Annotated in this window: 5 protein-coding genes; 4 read left to right on the top strand and 1 reads right to left on the bottom strand. The window is 70.1% G+C overall.

Features of this window, described 5'->3' with window-relative positions; translation table 11 throughout:
- Positions 1–329: 329 nt before the first annotated feature.
- Entirely contained in the window at positions 330–491 is a 162-nt protein-coding gene (locus VFE05_15095; GenBank protein HET6231398.1) for a hypothetical protein, read from the top strand.
- Positions 492–899: 408 nt separating this feature from the next.
- Here the strand turns inward: VFE05_15095 and VFE05_15090 are convergent, their stop codons facing one another.
- Positions 900–2,633, bottom strand: coding sequence for an amidohydrolase (locus VFE05_15090; protein ID HET6231397.1), 1,734 nt, complete (start codon positions 2,631–2,633; stop codon positions 900–902).
- Positions 2,634–2,898: 265 nt separating this feature from the next.
- Here VFE05_15090 and VFE05_15085 point away from each other — a divergent pair, with 265 nt between their 5' ends.
- The 3 genes from VFE05_15085 (at position 2,899) to VFE05_15075 (ending at position 5,957) form a co-directional block, all read left to right on the top strand.
- Positions 2,899–3,525 (top strand): hypothetical protein, encoded by a 627-nt coding sequence (locus VFE05_15085; GenBank protein HET6231396.1) that lies wholly within the window; start codon positions 2,899–2,901, stop codon positions 3,523–3,525.
- A 173-nt stretch (positions 3,526–3,698) separates the two neighbouring features.
- Complete coding sequence (locus tag VFE05_15080) at positions 3,699–5,153, top strand: sensor histidine kinase (protein HET6231395.1); 1,455 nt, start codon at positions 3,699–3,701, stop codon at positions 5,151–5,153.
- A gap of 3 nt (positions 5,154–5,156) precedes the next feature.
- A complete protein-coding gene (locus VFE05_15075; protein HET6231394.1) occupies positions 5,157–5,957 on the top strand; it encodes a LytTR family DNA-binding domain-containing protein in 801 nt (266 codons plus the stop codon).
- Positions 5,958–6,369 lie beyond the last annotated feature (412 nt).

Below are 6,369 nucleotides of genomic sequence, written 5' to 3'. Positions count from 1 at the left end.
CGCTTCTCGTCGTAGTGGCGGATTTCGGAGGATGCGGGAAAGACGATGCGCTCTATTGGGACACAGACGGTGCAGTCACGCGGTTGCTGCGGCGTGCGTGCCCCACTCCTGGGACCGGCTTGTCCCGAAAACGGACGCTGGGCGGGCGGTCAGCTTTCGGTCGATCCGTCGTATCTCGTTGCTGTGTATCCGGATGCGCTTTGCGGGCCGGGACGGCTCGGCAGTTGCCTTGATGATGGGCAGCCGGCAGGAGGATCGAGAGGATGCACGGCCGCCCAGGAATCACGTAACCGCGGGACCTCCGCAACTCGACGATGAAGGAAACGCAGATGCAGCAATGGTTCAGGCGCGGCGCCGATCGCTTGCACGCCGCCAGCCCCGTCCAGGCCCGCCAGAACGGGCCCGCCCCGCGCACCGACGCGGGCGAGATCACCGAGCCGCACGCCAAGGCCGCCGCCATCGAGGCACTGCTGAACCGCGTCAACGGCTGACGACGCTCACCCAAGCGGAATCGGCGCGACCGCCGGGACCCGCTGCACCATAGATCGCAGTTGCAGTACCGTAGTTTCCCTCCTCGCAGTGAAAAAACCGCAGGCTTCCCGCCCCTCATCCCGCCAGCGCCCCCGAGCGCATCGCCTACCAGCAAGCGGCCCCGCGAACCCACTTCGAAAGAAGGGGATCGCGGGGCCCGCGTCCTTTCAGCACCTCATCGAGAGCCTAACCACCTGTAGGGGTGCGATTTATCGCATCCGAAGCCTCCCCATTTGCGACCCCGTCTGCTCGACCCGAATCCGCTCGGCTGATGCGCATCTCTCGCTATCGACCGAAAACGAAGAACGCGCGGGGCAACCCGCCCCGCGCGTTCCTTTCAATCTACCAAGCCTCGTTCCGGCGGACGGCTACTGATGGTAGACGACCTGGCCGTTGACGACGGTCATCCACGGATGGGCCTTGAGGATGTCGGCCTCGGGAATGGTAAGGAGGTCGGCGTCCCAGACGACGAGGTCGGCAAGCATGCCGCGCTGGAGCGTGCCCTTCCGCGCCTCCTGGAACTCGCCGTAGGCCGGCGCGGCGGTGTAGAGGCGGATCGCCTCCACGCGCGTCAGCTTCTGCTCCGGCAGCCAGCCGCCCGCGGGTGTGCCCGGCGCCTCGCGGCTCTGCCGGGTGACGGCGGAGTAGATGCCCTCCATCGGGTTCATGGGCTCCACGGCGAAGTCGGTGCCGAAGATGACCCTGGCGCCCGCGTTCAGCAGCGACCGCCATGCGTACGCGCCCTCCACGGCGCGCTCGTGACCGATGCGCGTCTCCACCCACCGCATGTCGCTGGTGGCGTGCGTGGGCTGCATGCTCGCGATCACGCCGAGCTGCCGGAAGCGGGGGATATCCGCCCGGTCCAGCACCTGCGCGTGCTCGATGCGGTGGCGCCGGCCGCTGGTGCCGTTCGCGCGCGCCGCCCGCTCGAACGCGTTCAGCGCCTGCCGGTTCGCCGCGTCGCCGATGGCGTGCAGGATCACCTGGAGCCCCGCCGCGTCGGCCGCCGCCACCAGCGAGTCGAGCTGCGAGTCGCGGTACTGCGGCAGGCCGCGGGTGGACGGGTCGTCGCTGAACGGCTCCAGCATGTACGCCGTGCGCGAGCCCAGCGTACCGTCGGTGTAGCCCTTCAGCATCCCGATGCGCAGCCAGTCGTCGCCGAACGGCGCGGACTCGCCCAGCGTGCGGAAGCCGCGGATGCTCTCCATCGTGAGCGGCAGCCAGCCGTAGATGCGCACGGTGAGCGAGCCCTGGTGCTCCATCTCCCGGTAGACCTGGAGCGACGTGGGGTCCACCTCGCTCTGCACGCTGGTCACGCCGGTGCGCGCCGCCAGGTCGAGCGCGGCGTTCACGGCACGCCGCACCTGCGCCGCGCTGGGTGCCGGGACCACGCGCTCCACCAGCCCGGCCGCGCTCTCCTTGAGGATGCCCGTCGCCTCGCCGGTGGCGGGGTCGCGCACGATCTCGCCGCCGGACGGGTTGGGCGTGGTGCGGGTGATGCCGGCCAGGCGCAGCGCCTCGGCGTTCGCCCAGGCGGTGTGGCCGTCTACGCGCCCCAGCAGCACCGGGTTGTGCGGTGCCGCTCGGTCCAGCACCTCGCGCGTGGGCCAGCCCACCGCCGTGAGCTGCGAGGCCGGCAGCCGCGTCTGGTCCCAGCCGCGGCCCTGGATCCACTCGCCGGGCCGGGCGCTGTCTGCCGCCGCCTTCACCCGTGCCGCGATGGTGTCCAGCGAGGTCGCGCCCAGCAGCTGCACGTCCAGCAGCGACGCCCCGCCGGGCGCGAAGTGCAGGTGCGCGTCGTTGAAGCCCGGCGTCACGAAGCGCCCGCCCAGGTCGGTCACCTGCGTGCGCAGGCCCACCAGCGGCGCCACGTCGGCGTCGCTGCCCACGGCGACCACCTTGCCGTCGCGCAGCGCCACCGCCTGCGCGATGGTGCCCGCGTCGTCCGCCAGGAAGATCTTGCCGTTGCGCAGCACCATGTCGGCCGCGTAGGTGGCGAGCGCCGGGCGCGGGCTCGGCTCGCCGGCCGACGTGGGGCCGACCGTGGGCGCGCAGGCCGCGAGCGCCGCCAGCCCGGCGGCGAGAAGGGACGTTCGGTTCATCGGTAGTTTCGGGAGATGCGGGGAAGTCGGTCCATCCGCCGTGAAAGTGCCCCGCCGCCGAAGCCCCGCGCAAGGTGATCCCGTGAGATGGAGGGCGGCGGCAGGCAGGCGGAGAAAAATGCTTGTCGCTCCACCGGGACGAGTTTAGGTTCTCCCGCGGCGGAACACCGGCCTGCCTTGGCAGCCAGCCTGCGCGCCGCGTCTCTCTCCCGCCGCTCGGCACCTCCGCATCCGCCCGCAGCCACCGTTTGAGACGGAGACCGATATGCAATCGTGGAGCAGCTTCTTCACCGACGTACGGCAGGCGCGCCCCCGCGACTTTCGCGCTCCCCTCGCCGTGGGGGTTCGCCTGTTCTGCCTCATTCCGGCCTTGGTGCTCCCGGTGCTCCTGACCGCGATCATACGAGACGGGCGGGCAGCCGTGGTCTTCCAGTGGGGTTTCCTGGGGATGCTCTGCATCGGTTTGCCGTTCGCGACGTTCGCCGTGGCGGGCTACGTCCCCGGGTGGATGATGCTGGGCTTGAGCATATCCGTCGCGGTTGCCTCGCGGCTCGCCGGGTCCATTGCCGTGGTGCTCCCCGCGCTCGCCGCGTGGCTCTGGTGGAACGTCGCGATGGGCGGCGAGGTGGTGGTCGCGCTTGGCGTCGTGACGAGTGCGGGTCTGCTGACGTTCGCGTGGGACTGGCGGAGCCCCGAGCACCGCCTTCGCTCGACGGTGCTCGTCGTACGGCTGCTTTGGCTGGCGGGCATCTTCCTTCAGTGGAGGGGGACCATCCTCATTGCGGAGAACTCCGCCTTCCTCTTCCTGTCCCTCTCCGTAGTAATGGTCATGGGAGGCCCGCAACGGGCGTCCACTTCCACGCCGGCCTCTCCTGAGCCGGCGCCGGCATAGGCGGTTCTCCCTCGGCCGCTCGCTGCGCATTTCCGCAGCTCGCCCCTCGCAGCCGCAGTTCGCCCCCGCAGGCTCTCCATCCGGCCCCCTCTCGCATTATCATCCCCCGTTCCCCATGATCCGCCGTTCTCGTCTCGTCCGAGGAACGGTCTCCACCGCTAGACCGAGGACGCATGGAAGCTGGCGTGGCCGGGCACGATGTGCGTACGGGGCGAGCGCCGCGGTGGCGGAAGGCCGCGGTGCTGCTCGCCGTGTGCCTGCTGTTCGCGGTGATCGAAACCATGCAGGCGGTGCTGCGCGGGGCGCAGGACGGCCAGCGCGTGGACTTCTGGAAGGCGCTCGCCGGGTCGCTGGCGCCGTGGGCGGTGATGGCGCTGCTCGTGCCCGGCGTGCTGGCGCTGGCGCGGCGCTTCCCGCTCGCGGGCGGGCGGGCGCGCAACGTGGGCGTGCACGTGGCCGCCGCCGCCGCCTTCCCCGTGCTGCACCTGCTGGGCACGGCGCTGGTCGCGCGCCTCATGCGCGGCGGCGGGCGCATGCCCATAGCCGCGGCGGTGGGGAACATGCTGGCCGTGTACTACGCCATGGAGGTGCTCAACTACGCCCTGATTGTGGGCGGCTGGTACGCGCTGGACTTCTACCGGAAGTTCCGCGCGGGCGAGCTGGAGGCGGCGCGCATCGGCACGCGGACGGCGCAGCTCGAGGCGGGGCTGTCGCAGGCGCGGCTACAGGCGCTCTCGGCCCAGCTCCAGCCACACTTCCTCTTCAACACCCTCAACTCCATCGCCGTCCTGGCGCGGCAGGGGCGCCGCGGCGAGACGGTGCGCATGGTCACGCGCCTGGCCGACCTGCTCCGCGCTTCAGTGCGGCAGACCGTCGCGTGCGTGCCGCTCGGAGAGGAAATCGCCTTCGTGCGCCGTTATTTGGGAATCGAGAAGGTGCGCTTCCAGGACCGCCTCTCCGTGCGCTGGAAGGTGCAGCCGGAGTGCCTGGACGCCGAGGTCCCCGTGCTGCTGCTCCAGCCGCTGGTAGAGAACGCCATCCGCCACGGCATCGCGCAGCAGACCGGGCCGGGGCGCATCGGCATCCGTGCGTCGCGGCAGGGCGAGTCGCTGGTGGTCGAGGTCACGGACAACGGGCCGGGCCTGGTGGGCGGCGTGAGCGCCATCCGCGAGGGCGTGGGCCTGCGCAACACCCGCGAGCGGCTGGAGCAGATGTACGGCGAGGAGTGCCCCCTGCGCGTGGGCGAGGCCCCCGGCGGCGGCTTCCGCGTCACCGTCCGCCTCCCGTTCACCATCGACCCCGCCGCGCGTCCGCCATCCATCGCCGTCCCTTCATCCTCCCGTCCCACGACGGCGAATTTGGGAGATGCGCAAAAGATGTCCACGGATCGCGCGACTTCGTCCGGAGATGCGATGCGGTCGGGAGATGCGACGCTGCCCGGCAATGCGGGGTTGTCGGGAGATGCGGGAAGGGCGAGGGGAGTTGCGGGAACGCTGTCGGCAGATGCGTTCGGGTCGCTTGCCGATGCACCCTCGGCGGCTGCGTCCTCGCCCGATGGGCCGACGGTCGATGTTGCACCGATGGATGGTTCGCCGGCCGATGTATCCACCGTTCGCGTGGGGGTCTGAGCCGTGGCGGCGCTGCGCACGCTGATCGTGGACGACGAGCCGCTGGCGCGCTCCGGACTGCGCCTCATGCTGCGCCGCCACGCCGACGTGGAGGTCGTGGGCGAGAGCGGCAACGGCTTCGAGGCGGTGGAGGCCATCCAGGAGCTTCGGCCGGACCTGGTGTTCCTGGACGTGCAGATGCCGGGGCTGGACGGCTTCGGCGTCATCGAGGCGCTGGGGTCCGCCGCCATGCCGGCCGTCGTCTTCGTCACCGCGTTCGACCACTACGCGCTCCAGGCCTTCCGCGTCCACGCGGTCGACTACCTGCTGAAGCCGGTGGAGAGCCGCACCTTCCAGGAGGCGCTCGCCAAGGCCCGCGCCCGCCTTTCCGGCGGCATGGGCGAAGAGGTGCGCCGCCAGCTGGAGGCCCTGCTCGGCGACTACCGCGCGGCCCGCTCGGCAGACGGCGCGGACGCCGCGACGCCCACGCCGCTGCGCTACCTCCAGCGCCTCTCCATCAAGGACAACGGCCGCGTCTTCTTCCTGAAGATGGAGCAGATCGACTGGTTCGAGGCGGCCGACAACTACGTGAAGGTGCACGCCGCCGGGAAGGTGCACTTCGTCCGTACGACCATGAGCGAGATGGAAACGCGGCTGGATCCCGCGCACTTCGCCCGCATCCACCGGCGCACCATCGTGAACCTGGAGCGCGTGAAGGTGATCCACACGCTGTTCAAGGGCGACTACATGGTCGTCCTCAACGACAGCACCGAGCTGAAGCTTAGCCGCGGCTACCGCGACCGCATCCTCGACGACGGCGTGTAGTTCCACTCTTCCGCATCCGCCGTGGCGCCCGCGGAGCGCGATTCGGGTGAGATGAGCCCCCGCCTCAAATCTCCCGATCCCATCGCCCGACGCGCATCTCCCGATCCGCGTCGCACGCCAAGCATCGCCAGGACCGCATCGCCAGTTGGCAGAAGACCGAGAACCCGGCCCGTGGACCCGCTCCGCGCGCCGGGTGTCTCGTATCCCGCGAAATTGCGGAGCACATCCGAAAGTCACGGAAACGTTCCGATCCAGCCACACGCGAACGAAATTGTCGCGTTGATTTAGAAAAGTCCGGGGTCTGGTTGATTTAGAAATGTCCGGCGAAAGGTTCCCTGCTTGCGCCAGGGATGGTCGGGCGCGGGCTTGTTGGTCTTGCGCGCTTGGTCATTCGTCACCTCCGGAGTAGGTG

This window comes from Longimicrobiaceae bacterium, assembly GCA_035696245.1.
Taxonomy (GTDB): domain Bacteria; phylum Gemmatimonadota; class Gemmatimonadetes; order Longimicrobiales; family Longimicrobiaceae; genus DASRQW01.
The sequence above is the reverse complement of the archived record's forward strand: the minus strand, read 5'-3'. Positions and strand labels throughout refer to the sequence as shown.

What these genes read in the sequence shown, in the direction of transcription:
- VFE05_15090 (HET6231397.1), bottom strand. Translation starts at nt 2,633, where the DNA reads ATGAACCGAACGTCCCTTCTCGCCGCCGGGCTGGCGGCGCTCGCGGCC.
- VFE05_15080 (HET6231395.1), top strand. Translation starts at nt 3,699, where the DNA reads ATGGAAGCTGGCGTGGCCGGGCACGATGTGCGTACGGGGCGAGCGCCG.
- VFE05_15085 (HET6231396.1), top strand. Translation starts at nt 2,899, where the DNA reads ATGCAATCGTGGAGCAGCTTCTTCACCGACGTACGGCAGGCGCGCCCC.
- VFE05_15095 (HET6231398.1), top strand. Translation starts at nt 330, where the DNA reads ATGCAGCAATGGTTCAGGCGCGGCGCCGATCGCTTGCACGCCGCCAGC.